Source organism: Enterococcus sp. DIV1411a (assembly GCF_050531945.1).
GTDB lineage: Bacteria > Bacillota > Bacilli > Lactobacillales > Enterococcaceae > Enterococcus_B > Enterococcus_B faecium.
The window spans coordinates 2012745-2034491 of sequence record NZ_CP172892.1 but is presented as its reverse complement, the minus strand read 5'-3'; the positions used below and the strand labels follow the sequence as shown (position 1 = coordinate 2034491).

Below are 21747 nucleotides of genomic sequence, written 5' to 3'. Positions count from 1 at the left end.
GAATTATGCAGGAACCTATGTTTTTAAAACCAGTTTTTCAAGAAAAAATTTGGGGAGGAAGCCGTTTACGTTCAGTCTTCGGTTTTGATATCCCTAACGATAAAATCGGAGAAGATTGGGCGATCAGTGCGCATCCTCATGGTGTCAGTGTAGTAGAAAATGGCGAATTCAAAGGGAAAAGATTAGATGAACTATGGTCAGAACACAAGGAATTGTTTGGCCATCCTTCAGAACCAGTGTTTCCATTATTGATCAAGATCTTAGACGCAGAAGATGATCTATCTGTACAAGTACATCCAGATGATGCCTATGGGATGAAACATGAAGGTGAATTAGGAAAAACTGAATGCTGGTATATCATCGATGCTGAACCTGGTGCAGAAATCATCTATGGTCATCATGCGAAGACAAGAGAAGAACTAGCTGAGATGATCAAAGATGGGCGCTGGGATGACCTTTTGAAGAAAGTACCAGTTAAAAAAGGTGATTTCTTTTATGTACCAAGCGGAACGATCCATGCTATTGGTAAAGGAATCATGATTTTAGAAACACAGCAAAGTTCTGACACGACTTACCGCGTGTATGACTACGACAGAAAAGATGCGCAAGGACAAACAAGAGAGCTGCATATCCAACAATCGATCGATGTAACAACTGTCCCTGCGAAAACACCAGAATTACAAATCAAAGAAGTCCGAAAAGGGAATTCATCGATCGTCACTTATTTAGAAACTGAGTTTTTCAATGTATATGAGTGGGATATTAAAGGAATCACATCTTTCAAAAAACAAGCCCCTTATACATTGATGACGGTAATCGAAGGAGCAGGAGACCTTGTCGTTGACGGAAAAACATATCCATTAGAAAAAGGAACAAGCTGTATTATTCCAAATGGCGTTTCTGAGTGGGCGGTCCAAGGTGAACTAGCAATCATTGCGTCTGAACCAGGCAAATAGTTCCCAGATAGCTGAAAGCAGCAGACGGTTTTTCGTTTGCTGCTTTTTCTACATAAAATCCGTCCATCAATAAATAGAAGTATGGTGAAAAAGATGGAATACAAATGGAAAGAAAACAACAGCAGTCGCGTGTCTATGAAACAACTGAGAAAAGCTGGACATCACTTAAATGAAATGATCATGCCAAATCTAAGTCTGTTTATCGCTTGGGGAATCTTGTCATTAGCAACAAAAGGTGTGTCTGGCGATTTGCACACCACATTAGAAGAGGTATGCCATTGGATGATCCAGCTGCTTTTACCCATCTTGATCAGTTATTCAGGCGGGAAATCGGTAGGGGGACAAAAAGGGGCAGTCGCCGGTGCAATTGCTTCTTTAGGGTTGATCGCTCGTTCCAATGCTCCACAAATCGTAGGAGCGATGATTATCGGGCCGCTTGCCGGCATCGTATATGAACAATTTGTTTCTAGATTCCATGTGAAATTCAAGGCTGGATATGAAATGCTTGTCAGCAACCTACTAGTAGGACTGACTGGTAGCGTTATTTGTATAATTGGAATCGTTTTTATTGAACCAGTTTTAAATAGTGTTCACTTGTTGCTCGCCTCCGTTGTGTCTTGGCTAGTCACAATGAATCTGTTACCACTTGTCAGTCTGATCTTAGAACCTCTAAAAGTACTATTTTTCAATAATGCAATCAATCATGGTGTATTGACACCTTTAGGAATCGAATTCTCACAAACAGTCGGGTACTCTTCCTTATTTTTGATGGAGGCAAATCCTGGACCTGGTTTAGGGATCTTACTTTCTATCCTTTGTTTTGCAGAAAAACAGGAAAAAGTAAATGCGAGTGGAGCATTGATGATCCATGCGATTGGCGGGATTCACGAAATCTATTTTCCATTTGTCTTGCTGCGACCGTATCTATTTTTAGCTGTAATGGCTGGTGGGGCAAGCGGCACGTTGATATTTCAATGGTTAGATACGGGATTAGCTGCACCTGTATCGCCTGGGTCACTACTCGTGATTTTTGCCAATGCGCCTTATCCACAACTAGCTGGGGTAAGTATAGGGATAGCAATCAGTACATTTGTGACCTTCATTTGTGCAGCGATACTATTGAAATTACCAAATAAAGAAAAAGAGAACAAAACGGTCAAAGAAAGGGGAGAAATCTTGGAACCATCTATCATTCATTCCGTCATTTTTGCTTGCGACTCAGGTATGGGATCAAGTGCTATGGGAGCCGCCCTGCTGAAAAAGAAATTAGCAGCAGAAAAAATCGATCTTTCTGTCGGATACAGCTCTATCTATGAATTGAATAACCAAGTAAATCAGCTGGTTATCGTGCAACATGAACTAGCGGGTCTTGCAAGAGAAAAAGTACCTCAAAGTCAAATCTATGTACTGGATCACTTTTTGGAAACAGATATCTTGCTGTCACGAATAAAAGAAGCGATCCAATTTCCAAAGCGGGAAGAAAAAAAAGAGATAGCAGATATCACAGAACAAAAAACGTCGCCTGCTAATATTGTATTTTTGTATAAAAACAACAGACGCGGCTCACAAACTATGGGCATGACGATTTTAAGTCAATTAGCAAAAAAAGCGAAAAAACAGTTTGTTATCTCAAAAGAATCAATAGAAAAAATCAAAATCCAAGAAGAAACGATTTATATCGCACAAAGAGAACTAGCTGTAACTGAACAGCTAGAAGAAAAGATCCCTCGGCTAGTTCTAGTTGAACATTGGGTAGCTACGAATGAATACGAAAAACTCGTGAAGGGAGAAATATAAGATGTATTTATCGCCCAGAGAAAAACAATTATTAGCAGAATTTCTCAGTAGCCCGTCACCTGTATCTATCCAAAAAATGATGAATTTATTGAAGGTCAGTAAACGGACTATTTACCGCGAATTAGATAATCTTGAAGTCTCATTGAAATCGGTAAATGCTTCTTTGAAAAAAGCAGCTAGAGGCTCATTTGTCATTGAGGCATCAGAAGAAGTATTAGAGCAATTAAAAGAAAATACAGATGGGAAAAGTAATGACTTATCCACTGCTAAACGACAACACGCGATTTTAGCCGAGTTGTTACTGACGACAGAGCCGTTGAGTCTTGCTCATTTCATGGAATCATATCGCATCAGTAATACCACTTTTTATGCAGATATCAAACAGTTGGAAGAAAGTATTCGCCAACTGCCTTTGGAAATCATTCGGAACCAGGGATACGAGATCGAAGGACCGGAAAAATACCGCCGGCTTCTGACAGCGAATGTATTAGAATTAGAAATCAATGAATATGAACTTTTTCATAGTATTTCTTTCGATGCATCACTGAATTATTTTTTTCGATTCGTTGATCCGCAACATCTATCTCTTGCACGCAAAGTAATCAGGGAAGAATTGATCCAAAAAAAGACCAATCTAAGTGATAGAAAGCTTGAACATTTGGTTTTGATGCTGACATTGACGATGGAGCGTGTGACGAAAAATCATTTACTGACAAATGAGACATATAATAGTCTGGCAAACAAAGAATTACTACAGACAGCTAAACGATTGTTTTCACGGATCGCTTCTGAGACAAAACAACTTTATCCAGTAAATGAGATCGTCTTTTTTGCAGGATTATTAAATGACTTCACGAACTCATTTGATCAGAATTTCTTTGAAGAGACGTTCGATACACAGCTTGCTTATTTAGTAAAACAACTGATTCAAGAAGTAAGTGAAGAGACGAATGTCCATTTTTATGAAGATGAAACTTTGTACAAAATGCTGTTGACTCATTTATCTGGTGTGTTTTCAAGAGCCGTTTTACAAGAAGAGACACTGACCAATCCGATTTTAGAAAAAATCATGGTTCAATACGAGGAAGTTGCGAATGCAATCCGTAAAGCAGTAGAGCGGATTTTTCAAGAAAAAAAATTATCCGAAGAAGAGATCGCTTATATGGTCCTTCATTTTGCGAATTCATTGGAACGAAGTACGAAAGAAAGCAATATCAGTATTGCAGGTTTTTCGCCAAGTGGATTAGCTTCTACTAGCATGTTGGAACTACGATTGAAAAGGTATTTTCCCTTCATCCAACAAATTCATTTCTATCGGATTGCTGATTTGAAAAAAATTGATTTACAAGAAGAATATGATGTTGTTATTTCTACATCTATTCTACCAGGATATAATGGAACATATATTTTAGTCTCCCCGCTACTGCTGGAAGAGGAAGTCAAGCAGCTAAAAGAAGCTTTTTCGCATATTGAGAAGAAAAAAAGGCAAAAAAATACGTATAACAGCAATAACGAGTGGATGCTAGAAGATACTTATGAGGAAACGATGCATTTCATGGAGCAAATCAATCAATTACTTGATCGTTTCTTTATTCAAGAACTAGATAACCCTGATACGGTCTCCGAAACGATTCGCAGCTTATTTCCTTATTTTCCTGAAGGACTAGTAACGGATGAAGAGGTGGTTCATCGCCGGCTGCTTAAGCGATATGAACAAGCACCTATCGGTATTCCTCATACAAATATGGGGTTATTCCATACATCCAGCTCATTGATTTCTAAACCGATCTTTTGTATTTTCAATTTGAAACATCCGTTGACCATTGAAGGGATGGATAGACAGCCAGTCGATTTGTCCCGTATGTTAGTTATGCTGGCGCCTTCGCCAATCCAAGAAAAAGACGGGATTCTTTTAGGAAAGATCAGTGGAGCAATCATCATGAATGACTTGAACACCGAGATCTTCCGCTCAGGAAATAAAGAAATCGTTTATCAGTTGCTAGCGAAAATCCTGATTGAAGAAATAAAGAAATGAAGGTGAAAAGATGATCCAGCTACCAGCAGAAAAAATATTGCTCGATCAATCCTATCAAAATTGGAAAGAAGCGTTGACCGAGATCGGCCAGTGGATGACCCAACAAGGGGGAATCAAACCGGCATATATCCAATCAATGATCGAAAGACAAGAAAAAGCGAGTGTCTATATCGGGAATTTCGTAGCCTTGCCACATGGGACTGACAAAGATGAAGAAGTAGTAGAAGAAGGAATCTATTTAGTCCAAGTGCCTGATGGTGTGGACTTTGGAACAAAAGAGGAACCAAAAATCGCGACACTCTTATTTGTAGTGGCTTTAAAAAAAGAACATCAGTTAGCGGTGCTCCAAGATTTAGCCTTTTTCTGTTCAGACATCGACCAAGTAATGGCGCTCAGTGATGCGGAAACCATTGAAGAAGTCCAAATGATTTTTGAACATGGACATATATAACCAATGTTCACAGTAAAAAAAGCTGCCTTGCATCAAGTAATAACTTCAACCAAGATAAAAATAAGAGGAGCTATTTTTGTTGGGAGGTTCTTATTACTGCGGATGCAAGCTTTTGAAAACTATTTATTCTAGAAAAACGTTTATTTGAAATAGGGGACGGTGACAAGGTTTTTGTCACCGCCCCTATTATTTTTGTGTTTTAATAGCTCTTTTTTATATAGATAGTGCCCATACCTATGAATAATAAAACGATACTCCATATACCAAGTGTCAAGATACCATTCATGAAAGTAACCTGTTCTGAAGCTAGTGGCGAGAAAATATCTCCTCCTATGATCACATTTTGAAAATCAACATAAGAAGTTGGCAAGTAATGACTGATTGATTCTATCCATCCAATCGAAGAAAACAAGCGATACTCTGCTAAGAAAAGACAAAGAAGTGTACCTAAAAGATTGACTAGAGAATGTTCAAATAAAGCAGATAGAAGAAAACTGATTGTACTTAAAAAGAGCACCCACAACAACAGGAACAGAAAGCTCTGGAAAAGATACGCATACATCGGAAGGATTCGTATCTCCTGACCAATGATCGTTCCTACAGGATAACGGAAGTCTCCCAAACCATTTTTGATTATTACTAGTATAGAGACGATCAAAAATGGCATCACGAGACTTAGCATAGCTGCACCATAATAAACGGTAAAACGGATGCTATGTTTCTTTACCATACTATCCGGTAATAGATTGACTAGAGAGATTACCTGCTTTCTTTTTTCATAAGAGATGATGGAAGAAAGAAACAAGGCGGTTATACATAAAATCAAAAAACTAGAAATCATTCCTGAAAAAATATTTTCGTAGTAATTCGCTAAAGGGAGATGCGCTGGCAAGTCAAAAATAGAATATCTTTGGATCTGATGTTCTTTCATATAACGGAGCAACTCGACACGTTTTTGTTGTTCAATGATTGGAATTCCTTGTCTTTGACCAGAAATCAGTCGATCCAGTATATCTTTTTCATAATGATAAGTTGCTTCGACCATTTGCTGGACATTCCCTGTGTTTTTTGCATGTAAGATTGCTTCGATCAGTTTGTTGCTTTTCTCTAAACTTTCCACAAATTCTTTCTCATTCTCATCTTCTTTCAACGTTTCAATCAAACGTTGCATCTCTTCATAGTTATGATTCAGTTCATCGAATTCTGTATAAGCAAGTTTATGATCAAAAAAAAGTGGGAATGCAAAGAGCACGACCAACAATAGAGGAAATAAAAAGTTTACTTTGTTTTTTAGTAAGAGATTGCGTTCAAATGTAAGTAAAGACATAGTTACACCTCATATAATTTACGATAAATAGCTAAAATCTCTTCCATATTTGAGGATTCTGTGACGATTTCTCCATTTTTTAGAAAACATGCTTTAGAACAAATCGATTGGATATTCGCGATAGCGTGGGAAGAAAGAAGAATCGTCTTCCCCTCTTTCTGCCATTGTCTGATGAGGCTATTCAAGATATCAATACTTCCTGGGTCTAATCCGTTCAACGGTTCATCGAATAACATGACAGATGAATCACTGATCAAGTAAGCAGCAAGCAAGACATGTTGTTTCATTCCTAGAGACATTTTTCCAATCGACAAAGTAAGGTACTCAGTCATCTTCAATCGTTGGAAAACAGTTTGGCATTCTACTTTGCTCTGCCAATAGTATTTGATCAAAGTCAAATAATCAACAGCCGATAGATAGTCGGATAACTGATTCGTTGATTCTAGAAAAAAGAAAGACCGGCGATAATCTGTATAAGCAGTAGGAGAGATGTTGTGAAGGGACAATTGATCATAAGTTGTTGGTAGCAGTTGGGCAATACCATTCAGCAAAGTTGTTTTGCCAAATCCGTTCGGGGCAATCAAAGCAGCTACTTCTCCTGATTCTAATAAAAGATTCAATTGTCGAATCACACGTTTTTTACCACGTTTCATGTTCATGTTTTTGATCAGTAATGTCATAGATAGGCCTCCAATATAAAATTTAATAACATAATAGAATGAAAAACATCTAAATTAAATGCTAACAAAAGTTATTGTTTGCATATTATAAAAAAATTAAAATAACAGTTTTATTTAAAATTGAAGTTTTCTGATACCGAAATCTTTTTATTTTGCTGACATACTCAAACCTTTGGCACAAAGTTTCGTGCCAAAGTACGACTATTTCTCTTTTTAGTAAGCGGATACAATTAGAGTATCAAAAGGAGAGAGGGAGAGACAAAATGGAACGGACGATTCCCAAAAACAACATTTCGCTAAAAGCGAGGGTACAAAAATTAGGCAGTACTTTATCAAGCATGGTCATGCCAAATATTGGAGCACTGATTGCCTGGGGTGTATTAACGGCTCTATTTATCCCAGATGGTTATTTACCAAATGAGGCTTTCGCTACCATGGTAAGCCCAATGCTAACTTATCTGATTCCTTTATTGATCGGTTATACTGGCGGAAAAGTAATTGCTGGTGACCGCGGATCAGTTGTTGGGGCAATTGCAACGATGGGTGTGATTGTCGGAACAGATATTCCAATGATGCTAGGCGCGATGATCATGGGACCTCTTGGTGGATATGCCATCAAGAAATTTGATCAGCTATTCCAAAAACGGATCAAATCCGGTTTTGAAATGCTAGTCAATAATTTTTCAGCAGGTCTTATCGGTTTTGGATTAGCGTTATTAGGTTTTTCTGCGATTGGTCCAGTTGTCGATGCATTGACTCAAGCAATGGCAAAAGGTGTAGAGATCATTTTATCTGCCCATTTGATTCCATTGACAAGTATTTTTATTGAACCAGCAAAAATCTTATTTTTGAATAATGCAATCAATCATGGGATTTTGACACCATTGGGAACTGAACAAGTAGCAGAGGCTGGAAAATCTATTCTATTCTTGCTTGAAGCAAATCCTGGTCCAGGACTTGGCGTATTACTTGCTTTTACTTTGTTTGGCAAAGGAGCAGCAAAATCTTCAGCACCAGGAGCCATGATCATTCACTTTTTAGGCGGGATCCATGAAATCTATTTTCCTTACGTTATGATGAAACCGTTATTATTCTTATCAGTTATAGGCGGAGGAATGTCAGGAAGTTTCATTTTCCAATTGATGGATGCTGGACTAAGAGCGCCAGCTTCTCCAGGGTCGATCATTGCGATTCTAGCGATGACACCGTTCAATTCTTACCTTCCTGTTATTTTGGGCGTGATTGTTGCCGCAGCTGTTTCGTTTGGTATTTCTGCAGTAATTTTGAAAGCGGATGCGAAAGATACAAATGAAGACTTCGAAAAATCTGTTCAAGAGACAAAGGCAGCTAAGCAAGCTTCCAAAGGTGCCCAAGGTATTCCTCAAGGAGCTACATTCTCTGGCGTACAAAAAATCATTTTTGCTTGTGATGCAGGGATGGGATCAAGTGCGATGGGCGCTTCGATCTTGAGAAAAAAAGTACAGGAAGCAGACTTGCCTCAAACGGTGACCAATCAAGCAATCAGCCAACTGACAGATGACTCGAATACATTGATCGTTACTCAGGTCGAACTACAAGAAAGAGCAAAACAAAAAGCACCGAGCGCGCGTTTTGTCTCAGTAGAAAACTTTTTGAATTCACCTCGATATGATGAAATCATTCAAGAATTAAGCAGCAAGCAGGAACCATCAGTTTCTGAAATTGAGAATGAGCCAGAAGAAGAGTTTCTTTCAGCAAACATCAAACAAATCAAAGAGATTCTACTTGTCCACGATGATCGTTCCGGATCAGCAACAATGGGGATGACCGTGCTCAAAGATATATTAGACAAGAACCATTTAACTATCCCGTTAAGAAAAGTCAATATCCAAGATTTAAAAGATGAACCTGATTCACTGATCGTAGCCAAAGAAAGTTTAGCGGAAAAAGTACAGATGGCTGCGCCTCAATCCATTCATTTATCAGTCAACAGCATGGTCAATCCGCAAAAATACGAATCGATTGCACAATATTTGAAACAGACAGCTTAAGGGAGGAAAACAGCATGCAAAGTTTGCCATTCGACATGATCGAGCTCAATCGATCTTTTAAAACCAAAGAAGAAGCGATCCGCTATTGCGGTCAGATGCTTGTAGAAGCAGGGTGTGTTGATGAGGAATATATCGATGCCATGGTAGATAGAGACAAAATGTTATCTGTTTATATGGGGAATTTTATCGCGATTCCTCATGGAACAGATGAAGCAAAAAAATATGTGAAAAAATCCGGCATCTGTGTCGTTCAAGTACCAGATGGTGTAGATTTTGGTACCGAAGAAGAAGAAAAGATTGCGACTGTTTTGTTCGGTATTGCAGGAGTCGGAGATGAGCATTTGCAACTTGTACAGCAAATCGCACTTTATTGCAGTGATATGGACAATGTTGTCCAGCTAGCAGACGCGCTCAGCAAAGAAGAAGTAACGGAAAATCTAGCAATTGCTTAAGGAGAGAGAAAAATGAGAGCAGTACATTTTGGTGCAGGAAATATCGGTCGAGGATTTATTGGAGAGGTTTTGGCAGCTAATGGATTTGAGATTACTTTCGTAGATGTGAATCACACGATCATTGATGCTTTAAATGAAAGAAAAGAATACGAAATCGAATTAGCAGATGAATCAAAAGAAAAAATCACTGTAAAAAATGTCATAGGTATCAACAATCAAACAAATCCAGAAAAAGTAATCCAAGAAATCGCTGAAGCAGATTTAGTTACTACCGCCATTGGCCCGAATATCTTACCTTTTATTGCTGAGTTGATTGCAAAAGGTATCCAAGAAAGAGAAAAAGAAGGAATCACAACATCTTTAGATATCATTGCCTGTGAAAATATGATTGGCGGTTCAGCATTTCTAGAAAAAGAAGTGTATAAATATCTTCCGGAAACATCATTTACTGACAAATATATCGGCTTTCCAAATGCAGCAGTCGATCGAATCGTCCCATTACAACACCATGAAGATCCTTTATTCGTCCAAGTGGAACCTTTCAAAGAATGGGTCATTGACGATAGCCAAAGAAAAAATAAAAAAATCCAATTAAAAGGGGTTTTATATGTAGATGATCTAGAACCATATATCGAACGCAAACTATTTAGTGTCAATACTGGTCATGCGACTGTCGCTTATACAGGTGCCTTGTTAGGTTACCAGACCATTGATGAAGCAATGCAAGATGCGTTAGTTGTGGCACAATTAAAATCAGTTTTGCAGGAAACAGGAAGTTTGCTGATTGCCAAATGGGGGTTTGATGCAGAGCAGCATCATGCGTATATTGAAAAAATCATCCATCGCTTCCAAAACAAAAATATCTCTGATGCGATCACACGTGTCGCTCGGACACCATTACGTAAGTTAGGTTATCAAGAAAGATTTACACGTCCAGTGAGAGAACTACAAGAACATAACTTGACTTGCCCACATTTGACGGCAACAATGGGGATTATTTTTAATTACTATGATCCTGAAGATGAACAAAGCCGTCAATTGCATGAAATGAAGATCCATGAAAACTTGGAACAATTGATTCAAGAAGTCACAGGAATCAATGATCCGAAAACAATCGGGAATATCAAGCAAAACGTGAACCGTTATGCCAAGCAAGTCGCTTAAAATAGGATACGAAAAAGGGGAATGTGACGAAATTTTTGTCACATTCCCCTTTTTCGAATAACTAGGCTGTTTGTCCTTCAAGATAGGGCAGATCCAATTCTTTACCGTAACGTTGTTCTAAAGCTAGGCGGATCAAACGAGCTGCCAGGTTCTCATTTCTTGCAAGGATAGGTCCATGGAAATAAGAACCGAAGACATTTCGGTAAATGACACCTTCAGATTGGTCTTCACCATTATTTCCTTGACCTTGTACCACTTTCCCCAAAGGTCGTTCACCTTCACCTAAGAAAGTCCGACCATTGTGGTTTTCAAATCCATAATAAGTTTCATTGAATTCTTCGTTATGGATAACGATATCACCGATAAACCGGTTATTTTCCTGACTTAACGTGTAGTGATCCAGTGCACTGATTCCTTGGATCTTTTCTCCATTAGCTCCCATGTAGTAGTGACCTAGCAATTGGTAGCCACCACAAATGGCTAACATGACGCCATCATTTTCGATATAGTTGATCAAAGAATCTTTCTTTTTCTGGATGTCTTTTGAAATGATTAATTGCTCAAAGTCTTGACCACCGCCAAAGAAAACCAAGTCATATTTATCAGCATCAAAAGGTTCATGTATACTAACGATCTCCGTATGGCAAGAAACCCCCATTTTTTCTGCTATATATTTCAACATCAAAAGGTTTCCGTTATCACCATATGTGTTCATCAAATTTCCATAAAGGTGGGCGATATTGAGTTCATAATTAGCCACGGTTCATTCCTCCTTTGATAAATCCTTGAGCAGCTAGTTCTTTACGAAGCTGCAATACAGCAGTGTAAGTAGCTAAAATATAGACATGCTCAGTTGGCAATTCTTTGATTTTTTCGATTACTTCTGGTAATTCTTTTGTTTCTGTCAATTTATTTTCTGGAATCCCGGCAACTTTTAGACGTAAAGTCATATCTGTATGACGGTCTCCTCCAGAAATAACAGCTGGGATATCCATATCGGCAAAGTTTTCAAAATTACCATCCCAAATCCAGCTGACATCGATTCCGTCTGCGTAATTGGCATTTAATAAAGCCACTAAAGAAAATGGATAAGGAGCTAGACCAATCATATCGATTACTTGATTGATACCTACAGGATTTTTGACAAGTACTAATGTACATTTTTTCCCATTGATATTGATGACTTCTTGTCGGCCGAATACTTTCTCGTCATATCCTAAACCTTGTTTGATTTTATCAGGATCGACATTGAAGTACTCTGCCACTGCAGTAGCTGCTAAAGCATTGTAGACATTATACATACCGCCAACTTCGATTCCGTATTCATGACCATCGATCACGAAATCTGCTGACACATTGTCCATCCGTACCATATCAGTTAATCGATAATCCAATTCAGGACGTTTGAAGTCACAATTTGGACAGTAATATTTCCCTAAGTTTGCATAAGTGATCATTTTATAATGCAAGATGTGATGACAATTTGGACATAAGACACCGTCTGTATTGTAATGAGCCATTTGTTCACGATCTTCTTCATGGTCAAAGCCATAATATTTTCTAGGATTGACTGTTTCGATAGAATTGAAGATTGGTGAATCACCGTTACTGATAATCGTTGCATTTGGTGACTTTGCGGCACCGTCTACAATCATTTTATAGGTCGTATAGATTTCTCCATACCGATCCATTTGATCACGGAAAATATTTGTAAATAAGAACAGTTCTGGTTTCATATATTCTGTGACTTTGCTCAAACTTGCTTCATCTATTTCTAGGACAGCAAACTTTTTCTGTCCTTTTTTTGGTTTTGCCTGCAAGAAAGTCGATACAATTCCCTGTACCATATTCGCACCAGTAGGGTTGGTTAGAACTTCATCGAATTGCTGGCGCAAAATATTGACTGTTAAAGCGGTAGTCAAAGTTTTACCGTTTGTTCCGGTGACAACGACGACTTGGTAGTCTTTTGCCAAACTATCTAGTATATGTGGATCGACTTTCAGCGCTAGTTTACCTGGTAAACTTGATCCGCCTTTAAAAAAAGTTTTTAATGCCCATTGCGACGTTTTTCCAACTGCAATCGCAAAATGACTGCGTATTCCCATTATGTAACCTCCAAAAACGATTTGCTGACGAATAAATTCAACTAATCATACCATATGTTGAAAAAAAGGTTAAATTGCTTTTCTTATTCTTAAGAAAAGGTTACGGCTGAAAGTGCATGAAATCGGACAAAATCGCATGATTTAACAAAAAAATAGCTTGAAACAAAATGATTGTTTCAAGCTGCTGTGATTTTATTATTCCCTCTTACCTATATTCCCATTTTAACCGATAATAATTTTCTCGCTTGGATATTCATAGCCTAGATCTCGTGTTTCTTTTGGTACGAATAACATCAATGTATATAGCATTCCGATCCGCCCAATAAACATCAGTGCAGCAATCGTGATTTTGCCCACAACAGACAAGTCTCCGGTAATCCCTAAAGATAAACCAGTTGTTCCAAACGCAGAAGTTACTTCGATGATGATCGAGATCAGCGTTTGTTCTTCTGTAGCAGATAAAAAAACGATACAAAAGAAACACATACCAAGAGAAAGCATAAAGACAACGACTGATTTTCGCACATCATCTTGATCGATTCTCCGTCCAAAAATATTGATGTTATCTTCACTTTTGAGGAAGGAATATAGATACAAACCGATGATTGCTACAGTAGTTGTTCGAATCCCGCCGCCTACAGAACTAGGACTGCATCCGATAAACATCAGTAAAGAAAAAATGATCAGTGTTGTGATTTGAAAATCACCCAAATCGTGAATCTGCAGACCAGCATTACGAGTCGTAATCGAATAAAACATCGAATTGATCCATTTGACACTCATATTGGAATCTTGGAATAAATGGTCCTTTTCCAATAGATAAATCAAGACAGTTCCCGAAACAAACAAGATAACAAAAGCTAACACAGCTAATTTGGTAAACAAGGAAAAACGAAACGGAAGCTTCGCATTGGAACGTTTGTATAATAGCCATTCCCGGCACTCCATCAATACAGGAAAACCAATTCCTCCGACAAAAATCAAAAACATGATCAGGATCAAGAAAAAATAGTCATGTGCAAAGGGCTTGATGGAATCCCCAGTGACGTCAAACCCAGAGTTCGTGACAGCCGATATCGCCTGATAAAAACCGTAAAAAACGGCATCACGCCAACGATCAAAATAGCCTCTGTAATAAAAATAAATAGAAAAGAATGTCCCAAAAAGTAATTGAAACCAGATTAAAATAGAAAAAGTGATCCGAATCAGTCGGACGATACCAGACAAACGCGGTTGATTCATATCCGTCATGATCAGCTGTCGTTGTTTCAGTGTGATCCGTCGTTTAGAAAAAATGACAAAAGCAGTAGAAATCATCATGATCCCCAAACCACCAACTTGAAATAATATTTCCAGCAGTATAATACCGTTATCATTGAACACAGAATTGATATCAAAAGTCGATAGTCCAGTCACACTCACTGTACTGATTGCCATGAACAGCATGTCCACAAAAGAAACATGGCTATCTGGTTCGCGAAAAATCGGCATATAAAATAGAACGAGTGATAAGACCGTCATCAATATATAATAAAAAACGATGATTTGGATCGATGAGAAATGATTGGCAGCAAACTTCTGTCCTCGCCGCTGCAGCCTTCGAAAGAATAAATCAACATGCACAGTACTATCCTCCTGACAATAGTCGTTTCTACCAGTATACAAGGGGAATTAGGAATACTCAAAGAAATTATTAAACAGATAACAATACAGCTTTCGATTAAAATAGAAATGGCTTATAATAAGGCAAATCCTAGAAAAAAGAAGGAGGAGGAATAACAAATTGATTAATGCTCAACAAATCGTAGAAAAAATGAAAAATCAAAAAATAAATTATGATACAGTTCTGAAAAAAATGATCATGCAATGGGAGAAAGAAGAAGTAAAGCCTAAGATATTAATACATACATGCTGTGCTCCTTGCAGTACGCACACATTGGAATTCATGTCTCAATATGCAGAGATCACGTTATTTTTTTCAAATTCGAACATTCATCCTAAAAGTGAGTATTTGCGAAGATTACATGAACAAAAACGATTTGTAGACCAATTTAATGAGAAAACTGACCATCATGTAGCGCTAATCGTTGATGAATACCGTCCAAATGAATTCACCAAAATGGTTTTAACAAACCATCTTGAAAACGAAAAAGAAGGTGGTGCTCGCTGCAGTGCATGTTTCAATATGCGATTAGATCTTGTTGCGCAAAAAGCGCAAGAACTAGGATACGATTACTTTGGAAGTGCCCTGACCATCTCGCCAAAGAAAAATGCAGCTTTGATCAATCAGATCGGAATGGATATCCAAAAGATTTACGGGACACAATACTTGCCAAGTGATTTCAAGAAAAACAAAGGCTATGAACGCTCTTTGCAAATGTGCAAAGAGTATGATATTTATCGCCAATGTTATTGTGGTTGCGTGTTCGCTGCCAAGCAGCAAGGATGCGATCTGAAAGAAATCAATCGGGAAGCAAAAGCTTACTTAAAAACATCAACCGTAGTTTTTGAGGAAAATTAAAGAAATCTTTCGGAAAAACGTAAGAAAAAAATAAAGAATTTATGGTAGAAATAAGGTAGACTGTATAATTTGTCCGTAGTAAAGTAAGGAAACAAGAATAAATTTCAATGAAGGAAGAGATAAGATGCGAAAAGTAGCACCTATTTTGAAGCCAATCGCTGTATTAACAATCTCGACGATTGTCGCGACTACTACAGGTATTGTGAATAGTTCCAGCTACCGTGCACCAAGTTCAAGTTCTAGTACTGTAGAAGAAACAACACCAACTACTTCAGTCTCGACATCTGAACCAACAACAACGGAAAGTTTGAATGAAACCACTACGACAAGTACATGGGACGATACAACAACTAGTTCGTCGTATGATGAGACATATACAACTGACAGCTCAAGCGAAACAAGTAATACGGTACCAGATGGCACTCCATCGGATTCAACCAATCCAAGTACAAGTCCGGATACAAGTGCTAGCTCCGAAACGATACCAAGCAGTACGACTGTAGATGATAACACGCAAAATGATGATGCAGCACGTACAGCACAGCAAAACCAAGATTCAGGAAATACCCAAACGTATAACCAGCAAGCAGGTGATTCTCAATGACATTTTTACTAGACCTTATCAACGGGGTGCATAAATTCCTTGGCTATTTAGACATCAGTCCTAAATATCTTAACCGTGGATATACGATTTTAAGTGTGATTCCCACGCTTTATTTATTGAGAATTGTTTATGGACTTTGGCAAAACCAAAACTATCTTCAATTTTTCTTATATGGACTTGCATTTCTAGTGCTTGTTTATTTTACTGTTTTAAATGTATTTTATTACTTTTTAGATAAAAACACGAAAGCCGATGTCACTCAGCTTTTTGTGAAGTATTTACCTGATGAAGCGTTCAACATCCAGACAGAAGAATCGATAGATAATGGAAATTCGATCGATAAAGTGAATACACAAGAGGTCATGGTTTCTTATGACGAAGATTATCAATTGAAATTAGCCGAGAATATGCGGTATTTGATTGGAAATGGTGAAATCAAAACAAATGAACTCGGTCGCATGGATGGATTTCTGGTCGATAGAAATACATTGTATCCTTATTACTATGTCAAGAAAACAGGAGAGAAAGAGTATGTTCTAAATATTGGACGAAGCTACTCGGACATGGAAAAAGTAGGGACCATTCGACTTGACTCAACAGAAGACACATTGGAACCTGTCGGATTGTTCATCGTCGGCGGTGATTTTGTCAAAGACGGGTTACGCTATCATGAGCCTTATCGTCTGAAATTGATTGCAAAAAAGGCACAGTCGCAGGAAGAACCAGTGGTTTATAGTCGTAGCCAAAGAAGAAGACATTCATAATGTGATGAAACGCCGTGTATCAGTGGTTGCGATAAAAACGTTTATTCGGAATAAGGGGGATGTGACACGTCTTTTGTCACGTTCCTTTTTTATATAACGAGAAAGATAAGACGAACACATCACTTATTCTTTCCTTTCATTTATAAACATTGTAGAATAAAGAAAGTACAACGAAGTATTGTGAAAAAACGTAATAAATAACGAGGAAAATACAAGTAGGAGGTAAGCTGTGAAAGAATTTTTGAAAAATTGGGGGATTTTGATCCTTGTATTAGCGGCTATTTTATTAGCTAGAGTGTACGTGTTTACACCAGTTACTGTAAACGGGCATTCGATGGACCCTACATTAAGTGATGGACAACGATTGATTTCATCTAAGATCTCAAACTATGAACGAATGGATATTATTACTACAAAGGAACCGGGGGATGAAGAACGGATGATTGTTAAACGGATCATCGGTATGCCTGGAGATACAGTCAAGATGGAAAATGACCAGTTGACCATTAATGGCAAAAAGTATGATGAACCTTATCTGGATGAGTTCAAAAAAGAATTTTCAGAAGATAAGTTACAAGGAGAATATGCTTATAGCTCAGGATTCCAAGCACAAGCAGAAAGTTCATCCACCTTTACGAGTGACTTTGAATATACTGTGCCGAAAGGAAAGTATCTTGTTCTAGGCGATAACCGCTTGATTTCAAAAGACAGCCGAATGTTTGGGTTAGTCGACAAAGATATGATCCAAGGAAAAGTTGTTTTCCGTTATTGGCCTCTTTCAGAAATCAAAATCATGTGATGAAAAAATAAAAAGAAGCTGTGACATGTTTTTTGTCACAGCTTCTTTTTCCGAAAATTCCTTCTTATTTCTTGGAGTTGCTCACTTTTTTTGCAATCTCATTTTAAGCTTTTTGGCTGATGGATAAGAAAAGCGAAGCGTTTTTGTTCATAAATAGCTTTTCCCCACGATGGAAGGTATGACTAGTAGCAGAGACAAAGCCCGTTTTTTCCAATCGATTATTCAATTCTTCTTGGCTAAAGCCATTATGGACTTTCGGATGACTAATTTGTTCATTCTTGTCAAAGTCTACGATGATCAATTGACCGCCAGGAGCTAAAATTTCATAAAGTTTTGTAAGAATATTCTCCGTATCAGGAATGTGTAAAAGTACAAGTGATAGAAGGATGAGATTAGCTTGGACAGCAGGAAATTCGACAGAAGCATCAGCGTGGATCGTTCGGACATTTTTCAGATCTGCTGCTTGGATCTTTTCTTCTGCCATTTTCAGCATAGTTTCTGAAGCATCGGCAATGATCAGTTCTTTGAATCTTTCCGCAAGCGGTAAACTAACAAGCCCAGTTCCGCCTCCGTAATCCAGCAGGACTTTTTGGTGGCTGTCGCGCGGTAGATAAGTAGTTAGTTCTTCGCGAATAATCTTGGCTAATGCTTGACGGTCAGGGGAATCATAATGGTTAGCGATGGAATCAAAAATATTTTTTGTCATCAAATAGCTCCTTACGTAAAACTTTGAAATTTTAACTTATTATAGCACGTGAAAAGAAAGAAAGCATGCTATACTCAATTCAAAAAGGGAGAATCTAGAAAGAATATGCCGATATCGTTTGTAAAAGATAGAGAGGAAAAAGGAAAGTGTGTCCGAGAAATATTACTAGACTTGCCTGAGTGGTTTGGGCTTCCTGAATCAACGGAAAAATATATCGAGGAATCAAGTAAACTACCTTTATGGTGTGAAAAAAGAAAAGAAGAATATTTAGGCTTTATCACTCTTTCACAGACAAGTGAAGATACTGCCGAAATCTATTGTATGGGAATAAAAAAAGACTATCATCACCAAGGATTAGGAACAAAACTTTTTAAAGAAGCAGAAGGTTACGCAGCAAAACATTACAAATATTTGCAAGTGAAGACTGTAGACGAGGGGCACTACTCTATATATGATCAAACTATTTGTTTCTACGAATCATTAGGATTTTCAAGGTTGGAAGTTTTTCCAAATTTATGGGATGAATGGAACCCATGTTTAGTTCTTGTCAAAAAATTGGAACAAAAGTGAGCAATAGATTTAATACTAATCTGTGCTTGATGAAAATTCTCACTGTAAAAAATGCTGAAAATCAAGTATAATACCATAGGAACAAACTGGAAGGTGAAAAAGAGCATGGCACAACTATTTTTTAAGTATGGCGCAATGAATAGCGGCAAGACGATCGAGATCCTAAAAGTCGCACATAATTATGAAGAACAAAATAAGCCAGTTGTCTTAATGACAAGCGGTATTGATACAAGAGATGGTTTAGGCGTTGTTTCAAGCCGAATCGGACTGAAACGTAATGCGATGCCGATATTTGAAGAAACAGACGTATTTGACGTAATTCAGAAAATGGAAAGCAAACCCTATTGTGTGCTGATCGATGAAGCGCAATTCTTAAAAAAGAAACATGTCATTGCTTTTACGAGAATTGTGGACGAATTGGATATTCCGGTTATGGCATTTGGTTTGAAAAATGATTTTCGAAACGAGTTATTTGAAGGATCAAAATATTTATTGCTTTATGCAGACAAAATCGAAGAAATGAAAACAATCTGTTGGTTCTGCCACAAAAAAGCAATCATGAATTTACATTATATTGATGGAAACCCTGTTTATGAAGGCGATCAAGTGCAAATCGGCGGAAATGAAGCTTATTACCCCGTTTGTCGAAAACATTACTTTCACCCATCAATGATTACAGAAGGAGAATAAGCATGTACGATCAATTACAAGCAATTGAAGACCGTTATGAAGAGCTTGGAGAACTTTTAAGTGACCCAGAAGTGATTTCTGATACAAAGCGTTTTATGCAGCTTTCAAAAGAAGAAGCAAACACGCGCGAAACAGTCGAAGTTTATCGTCGTTATAAAGAAGTAGTACAAGGAATCACCGATACAGAAGAACTGCTTGGTGAAAAACTGGATGATGAAATGGCTGAACTAGCAAAAGAAGAATTATCTGAATTAAAAAAAGAAAAAGAAGTCTTAGAAGAAAAAATCAAGATCTTGCTTTTACCAAAAGATCCAAATGACGATAAAAATATCATCATGGAAATCCGTGGAGCAGCAGGCGGAGACGAAGCAGCATTATTCGCTGGCGATCTTTTCAATATGTACCAAAAGTATGCTGAAGCACAAGGCTGGAAAACAGAAGTGATGGAAGCTAACGTTACCGGAATCGGTGGATATAAAGAAGTGATCATGATGATCACCGGAGACAACGTATATTCGAAATTAAAATATGAAAGTGGTGCGCACCGCGTCCAGCGTGTTCCTTCAACTGAATCGCAAGGGCGTATCCATACTTCCACCGCAACAGTTGTCGTGATGCCAGAAGCTGAAGAAGTAGAGATCGATATTGAAGACAAAGATATCCGTACAGATATCTATCATGCTTCAGGTGCTGGCGGACAGCACGTCAATAAAACAGCATCTGCTGTACGTTTGACTCACTTACCAACAGGGATCGTTGTTGCTATGCAAGATGAACGTTCTCAAATCAAGAACCGTGAAAAAGCAATGAAAATCTTGCGTGCTCGTGTGTACGATAAGATCCAGCAAGAAGCACAAAGCGAGTATGATGCCAATCGAAAATCAGCAGTCGGAACTGGGGATCGTTCAGAACGGATCCGGACGTATAATTTCCCGCAAAATCGTGTGACTGATCATCGTATCGGATTAACTATCCAAAAATTAGATCAGATTTTAGCAGGGAAATTAGATGAGATCGTTGATGCATTGATCATGTATGATCAAACATCAAAACTGGAAGCTATGCAAAATGGGTAAAATGACCTATCGAGAAGTCCTGTCACGGGCTTCTTCTTTTTTAGAGGATCATGGGAAAGAAGCATATAGTATCCAATTTTTATTTTTGGAACGAAAACAATGGAAAAAACTTGATTGGCTCCTTCATATGAACGAAGAGATTTCAGAAGAAGAACAGCGGTTGATCGAAACCGATCTGCGACTTCTGCTTGCAGATCATCCACCTCAGTATTTGCTAGGATATGCAGATTTTTATGATCATCGGTTAAAGGTAACTGAAGCAACACTGATCCCTCGACCAGAAACAGAGGAGTTAGTCGAATGGTGTTTAGACGAGACGCCTGATGTACCGTTAGAAGTGATAGATATTGGGACAGGGACTGGAGCAATTGCTATTAGTTTGAAAGCAGCAAGAAGAAATTGGCATGTATCTGCTGTGGATCTTTCAGAAGAAGCATTAGAAGTAGCGAAAGAAAATGCTCAGAAAGAAGGAACGAAAATCAGTTTTTATCATGGAGATACATTAGGACCAGTAATGGATCAGCAATTTGATGTGATTATTTCTAATCCGCCGTACATCAGTCGGAATGAATGGGAACTGATGGATGAAAGTGTCCGGTCATTCGAACCTAAAATGGCCCTTTTTGCTGAGAACGATGGATTAGCTATTTATGAAAAAATAGCAGTTGAAGCACCAAGCGTACTAAAATCAAATGGAAAGATTTTTTTAGAAATCGGATTTCGCCAAGGTGAAGCAGTAAAAAAAATATTTCAGCAAGCATTTCCAGATAAAAAAGTGGCGATAAAAAAGGATCTTTTTGGCAATGAACGAATGATACAAGTTTATGGTTGAAGTTGTGGATGAAAAATTTTTTATTTGTTTTTTTATTATAAAAAAACACTTATTTGACAAGGATGTAAACGACTTTTTGGTTTATCAACAAGTTTATCCACTATTGACAAATAGATTATCCACAAACAGTGGAAAATTTGAGGATAAACTCAGACAAAATAAGAATGTATGAAAAAGGGGTTGTGGAT

General features: G+C 37.9%; 22 protein-coding genes. 16 read left to right on the top strand and 6 right to left on the bottom strand.

Annotated features, from left to right (window positions below; genetic code table 11):
* Window positions 1–5: 5 nt before the first annotated feature.
* From manA to IGJ87_RS09845, 4 genes are all read left to right on the top strand, one after another.
* On the top strand, window positions 6–956 hold the full coding sequence (gene manA / locus IGJ87_RS09860; protein WP_002287262.1) for a mannose-6-phosphate isomerase, class I: 951 nt from the start codon (window positions 6–8) through the stop codon (window positions 954–956).
* Between the two features lie 93 nt (window positions 957–1049).
* A complete protein-coding gene (locus IGJ87_RS09855; protein WP_010718039.1) occupies window positions 1050–2753 on the top strand; it encodes a PTS transporter subunit EIIC in 1704 nt (567 codons plus the stop codon).
* Window position 2754: 1 nt separating this feature from the next.
* Window positions 2755–4788, top strand: a complete 2034-nt coding sequence (locus tag IGJ87_RS09850) for a BglG family transcription antiterminator (RefSeq protein WP_113787878.1) — start codon at window positions 2755–2757, stop codon at window positions 4786–4788.
* A gap of 10 nt (window positions 4789–4798) precedes the next feature.
* The gene (locus IGJ87_RS09845) at window positions 4799–5239 is read left to right on the top strand and encodes a PTS sugar transporter subunit IIA (RefSeq protein ID WP_002287254.1); all 441 of its coding nucleotides are present in this window, start codon (window positions 4799–4801) and stop codon (window positions 5237–5239) included.
* A 199-nt stretch (window positions 5240–5438) separates the two neighbouring features.
* On the opposite strand, the gene IGJ87_RS09840 is transcribed toward IGJ87_RS09845, so the two are convergent.
* Together IGJ87_RS09840 and IGJ87_RS09835 are read right to left on the bottom strand one after the other, a co-directional pair.
* A complete protein-coding gene (locus tag IGJ87_RS09840) occupies window positions 5439–6566 on the bottom strand; it encodes a hypothetical protein (protein ID WP_010718040.1) in 1128 nt (375 codons plus the stop codon).
* 2 nt (window positions 6567–6568) lie between these two features.
* On the bottom strand, window positions 6569–7246 hold the full coding sequence (locus IGJ87_RS09835) for an ABC transporter ATP-binding protein (RefSeq protein ID WP_002338669.1): 678 nt from the start codon (window positions 7244–7246) through the stop codon (window positions 6569–6571).
* Window positions 7247–7509: 263 nt separating this feature from the next.
* On the opposite strand from IGJ87_RS09835, the gene IGJ87_RS09830 reads away from it, so the two are divergent.
* From IGJ87_RS09830 to IGJ87_RS09820, 3 genes are read left to right on the top strand one after another with little or no spacing between them, the layout of a single operon-like run.
* A complete protein-coding gene (locus IGJ87_RS09830) occupies window positions 7510–9276 on the top strand; it encodes a PTS mannitol-specific transporter subunit IIBC (protein WP_002338670.1) in 1767 nt (588 codons plus the stop codon).
* Between the two features lie 14 nt (window positions 9277–9290).
* Window positions 9291–9728, top strand: a complete 438-nt coding sequence (locus IGJ87_RS09825; RefSeq protein ID WP_002287247.1) for a PTS sugar transporter subunit IIA — start codon at window positions 9291–9293, stop codon at window positions 9726–9728.
* Window positions 9729–9740: 12 nt separating this feature from the next.
* Entirely contained in the window at window positions 9741–10892 is a 1152-nt protein-coding gene (locus tag IGJ87_RS09820) for a mannitol-1-phosphate 5-dehydrogenase (protein ID WP_002338671.1), read from the top strand.
* Window positions 10893–10953: 61 nt separating this feature from the next.
* Here the strand turns inward: IGJ87_RS09820 and IGJ87_RS09815 are convergent, their stop codons facing one another.
* The 3 genes from IGJ87_RS09815 to IGJ87_RS09805 all read right to left on the bottom strand — a co-directional run bounded on the left by IGJ87_RS09815 (window position 10954) and on the right by IGJ87_RS09805 (window position 14620).
* The gene (locus IGJ87_RS09815) at window positions 10954–11652 is read right to left on the bottom strand and encodes a type 1 glutamine amidotransferase (RefSeq protein WP_002287245.1); all 699 of its coding nucleotides are present in this window, start codon (window positions 11650–11652) and stop codon (window positions 10954–10956) included.
* Window positions 11645–12997 carry a Mur ligase family protein gene (locus IGJ87_RS09810; protein WP_002287244.1) on the bottom strand — a complete coding sequence of 451 codons (1353 nt, stop codon included), beginning with the start codon at window positions 12995–12997 and terminating at the stop codon, window positions 11645–11647. Before IGJ87_RS09810 ends, IGJ87_RS09815 begins: the two co-directional genes overlap by 8 nt.
* Window positions 12998–13219: 222 nt before the next feature.
* The gene (locus IGJ87_RS09805; protein WP_002338672.1) at window positions 13220–14620 is read right to left on the bottom strand and encodes a TrkH family potassium uptake protein; all 1401 of its coding nucleotides are present in this window, start codon (window positions 14618–14620) and stop codon (window positions 13220–13222) included.
* 160 nt (window positions 14621–14780) lie between these two features.
* On the opposite strand from IGJ87_RS09805, the gene IGJ87_RS09800 reads away from it, so the two are divergent.
* From IGJ87_RS09800 to lepB, 4 genes are all read left to right on the top strand, one after another.
* Window positions 14781–15518 carry an epoxyqueuosine reductase QueH gene (locus IGJ87_RS09800; protein ID WP_002287242.1) on the top strand — a complete coding sequence of 246 codons (738 nt, stop codon included), beginning with the start codon at window positions 14781–14783 and terminating at the stop codon, window positions 15516–15518.
* A 124-nt stretch (window positions 15519–15642) separates the two neighbouring features.
* Window positions 15643–16122 (top strand): hypothetical protein, encoded by a 480-nt coding sequence (locus IGJ87_RS09795; RefSeq protein ID WP_002294107.1) that lies wholly within the window; start codon window positions 15643–15645, stop codon window positions 16120–16122.
* A complete protein-coding gene (locus IGJ87_RS09790) occupies window positions 16119–16886 on the top strand; it encodes a DUF6681 family protein (RefSeq protein WP_002302142.1) in 768 nt (255 codons plus the stop codon). The genes IGJ87_RS09795 and IGJ87_RS09790 overlap by 4 nt, the downstream gene beginning before the upstream one ends.
* Window positions 16887–17115: 229 nt before the next feature.
* On the top strand, window positions 17116–17685 hold the full coding sequence (lepB, locus tag IGJ87_RS09785; RefSeq protein WP_002294105.1) for a signal peptidase I: 570 nt from the start codon (window positions 17116–17118) through the stop codon (window positions 17683–17685).
* A gap of 103 nt (window positions 17686–17788) precedes the next feature.
* On the opposite strand, the gene IGJ87_RS09780 is transcribed toward lepB, so the two are convergent.
* Window positions 17789–18391: a class I SAM-dependent methyltransferase gene (locus IGJ87_RS09780; RefSeq protein ID WP_002289673.1), complete on the bottom strand. Its 603-nt coding sequence runs from the start codon at window positions 18389–18391 to the stop codon at window positions 17789–17791.
* A 105-nt stretch (window positions 18392–18496) separates the two neighbouring features.
* Between IGJ87_RS09780 and IGJ87_RS09775 the strand changes: the two genes are divergently transcribed.
* From IGJ87_RS09775 to IGJ87_RS09755, 5 genes are all read left to right on the top strand, one after another.
* Window positions 18497–18961: a GNAT family N-acetyltransferase gene (locus IGJ87_RS09775; RefSeq protein ID WP_002307216.1), complete on the top strand. Its 465-nt coding sequence runs from the start codon at window positions 18497–18499 to the stop codon at window positions 18959–18961.
* Between the two features lie 105 nt (window positions 18962–19066).
* A complete protein-coding gene (locus IGJ87_RS09770) occupies window positions 19067–19651 on the top strand; it encodes a thymidine kinase (protein ID WP_002289675.1) in 585 nt (194 codons plus the stop codon).
* A 2-nt stretch (window positions 19652–19653) separates the two neighbouring features.
* The gene (gene prfA, locus IGJ87_RS09765; RefSeq protein ID WP_002289676.1) at window positions 19654–20727 is read left to right on the top strand and encodes a peptide chain release factor 1; all 1074 of its coding nucleotides are present in this window, start codon (window positions 19654–19656) and stop codon (window positions 20725–20727) included.
* Window positions 20720–21559, top strand: coding sequence for a peptide chain release factor N(5)-glutamine methyltransferase (gene prmC, locus IGJ87_RS09760; protein WP_002325410.1), 840 nt, complete (start codon window positions 20720–20722; stop codon window positions 21557–21559). Before prfA ends, prmC begins: the two co-directional genes overlap by 8 nt.
* A complete protein-coding gene (locus tag IGJ87_RS09755; RefSeq protein ID WP_089030479.1) occupies window positions 21552–21731 on the top strand; it encodes a hypothetical protein in 180 nt (59 codons plus the stop codon). The genes prmC and IGJ87_RS09755 overlap by 8 nt, the downstream gene beginning before the upstream one ends.
* The last annotated feature ends 16 nt before the right edge of the window (window positions 21732–21747 follow it).

Excerpts from the sequence above, each read along its gene's own strand:
- manA (WP_002287262.1), top strand. The coding sequence starts at position 6 with ATGCAGGAACCTATGTTTTTAAAACCAGTTTTTCAAGAAAAAATTTGG.
- IGJ87_RS09855 (WP_010718039.1), top strand. The coding sequence starts at position 1,050 with ATGGAATACAAATGGAAAGAAAACAACAGCAGTCGCGTGTCTATGAAA.
- IGJ87_RS09850 (WP_113787878.1), top strand. The coding sequence starts at position 2,755 with ATGTATTTATCGCCCAGAGAAAAACAATTATTAGCAGAATTTCTCAGT.
- IGJ87_RS09845 (WP_002287254.1), top strand. The coding sequence starts at position 4,799 with ATGATCCAGCTACCAGCAGAAAAAATATTGCTCGATCAATCCTATCAA.
- IGJ87_RS09840 (WP_010718040.1), bottom strand. The coding sequence starts at position 6,566 with ATGTCTTTACTTACATTTGAACGCAATCTCTTACTAAAAAACAAAGTA.
- IGJ87_RS09835 (WP_002338669.1), bottom strand. The coding sequence starts at position 7,246 with ATGACATTACTGATCAAAAACATGAACATGAAACGTGGTAAAAAACGT.
- IGJ87_RS09830 (WP_002338670.1), top strand. The coding sequence starts at position 7,510 with ATGGAACGGACGATTCCCAAAAACAACATTTCGCTAAAAGCGAGGGTA.
- IGJ87_RS09825 (WP_002287247.1), top strand. The coding sequence starts at position 9,291 with ATGCAAAGTTTGCCATTCGACATGATCGAGCTCAATCGATCTTTTAAA.
- IGJ87_RS09820 (WP_002338671.1), top strand. The coding sequence starts at position 9,741 with ATGAGAGCAGTACATTTTGGTGCAGGAAATATCGGTCGAGGATTTATT.
- IGJ87_RS09810 (WP_002287244.1), bottom strand. The coding sequence starts at position 12,997 with ATGGGAATACGCAGTCATTTTGCGATTGCAGTTGGAAAAACGTCGCAA.
- IGJ87_RS09795 (WP_002294107.1), top strand. The coding sequence starts at position 15,643 with ATGCGAAAAGTAGCACCTATTTTGAAGCCAATCGCTGTATTAACAATC.
- IGJ87_RS09790 (WP_002302142.1), top strand. The coding sequence starts at position 16,119 with ATGACATTTTTACTAGACCTTATCAACGGGGTGCATAAATTCCTTGGC.
- IGJ87_RS09780 (WP_002289673.1), bottom strand. The coding sequence starts at position 18,391 with ATGACAAAAAATATTTTTGATTCCATCGCTAACCATTATGATTCCCCT.
- IGJ87_RS09775 (WP_002307216.1), top strand. The coding sequence starts at position 18,497 with ATGCCGATATCGTTTGTAAAAGATAGAGAGGAAAAAGGAAAGTGTGTC.
- IGJ87_RS09770 (WP_002289675.1), top strand. The coding sequence starts at position 19,067 with ATGGCACAACTATTTTTTAAGTATGGCGCAATGAATAGCGGCAAGACG.
- prfA (WP_002289676.1), top strand. The coding sequence starts at position 19,654 with ATGTACGATCAATTACAAGCAATTGAAGACCGTTATGAAGAGCTTGGA.
- prmC (WP_002325410.1), top strand. The coding sequence starts at position 20,720 with ATGGGTAAAATGACCTATCGAGAAGTCCTGTCACGGGCTTCTTCTTTT.
- IGJ87_RS09755 (WP_089030479.1), top strand. The coding sequence starts at position 21,552 with ATGGTTGAAGTTGTGGATGAAAAATTTTTTATTTGTTTTTTTATTATA.